This is a genomic window from Streptomyces sp. NPDC054956, assembly GCF_053609185.1.
Window position 1 is genome coordinate 1 of the sequence record NZ_JBSGXB010000658.1, and the last position, 1,172, is coordinate 1,172.

Below are 1,172 nucleotides of genomic sequence, written 5' to 3' on the forward strand. Positions count from 1 at the left end.
GGGGGGGGGGGGGGGGGGGGGGGCCCGGGGGCCCCCCGCGGGGGGCCGGGGGCGCCTCCGCGTCCCGCTGCACCACTGGGGGCGGGCCCGGCGGGGCCTGCCACGAGGAGCGCTGGAGCGCGGCAGGGCCGGTGGCCGTCGCCTGGGAGTCGGCCACCGCGCCCTCCGGGCCGGGCACGCGCGCCGCCTCCCGGACGGCGGCGGCCGGAGGCACGGGCGAGGCCCGCACCCAGGTCAGCGGCACCACGGCGGACTCCGACGGCTCCGGGAACCCGTCCGGCGCGGCCTCGGAGGAGTACGAGGACGGTGAGGGTGACGGCGCGGGCGCGGACTGGAGGAGCGGTCCCCGCTCCCCGATCAGCCCGGCGACGGGGCCCGGCTCCACGGCCCGCTGGAGCGGGGCGAGCGGTACGAGGGGCAGCGCCGGGAGCGCGGCCGGGAGCCCGGGCCCGTCGGGGCGTACGGGCCCTTCGGCCGGAGCCCGCCGCTCGGCCTGGAGCGCGAGCACGTCGGGGCGTACGGCACTCTCGGTGGCGGCCTGCCACTCCGGCTGGGGCGCGAGGGCTTCGGGGCGCACGGCCCCCTCGGTGGCGGCCTGCCACTCGGAATGGGACGCGAGGGCGTCGGGGCGTACGGCCCCCTCGGCGGCCTGCCGCTCGGACCGGGGTGCGAGTACGTCGGGGCGTACGGGCGGGGCGGGCGGGTACGCGGGAGCGGATGGGGCCGAGCCGGACGGGATGCGCTGGGCCGACGTGAGCGGAGCACCCAGGCCGACGCGGCGGGCGGTCGGTTCCGGCGAGCCCGGGCCGGCAGCGGGGTCGGGTGACTGGATCGGGGCCTGCATCGCGGGCTGGTTCCCGGGCTGGGCCGGGTCCTGAGGCGGGGCCGGCGTGGAGGGGCGTGCCGGGAGCGGGGCGCCCAGCCCAAGACGCCTCGACGGCGGCGCGGCGGGGGCCTCCGGAGGGCCGACCGGGGACTCGGACCCGGGCGGTGCCCATGGCGCCGAGTACCCGGCCGGGGAGTCCAGCCGCTGGACCGGCAGTGGCGAGCTCCCGGTGGCGTCCTGGTCGCCGCCCTCCGCGGGCCACCGGCCCACGAGCGGCATCTGCGCGGGCCCCGGCCCGGTCTCCAGCCGTTGCAGGGGAACCCCGGCCGTGGGAGGGGCCGGCAGG

General features: G+C 81.9%; 1 pseudogene. It reads right to left on the reverse strand.

The annotated features are described in order from the left end of the window. Positions 1 to 844, reverse strand: a pseudogene (locus ACWGDE_RS39100) (hypothetical protein); the annotation flags it as partial. Positions 845 to 1,172: the final 328 nt, after the last annotated feature.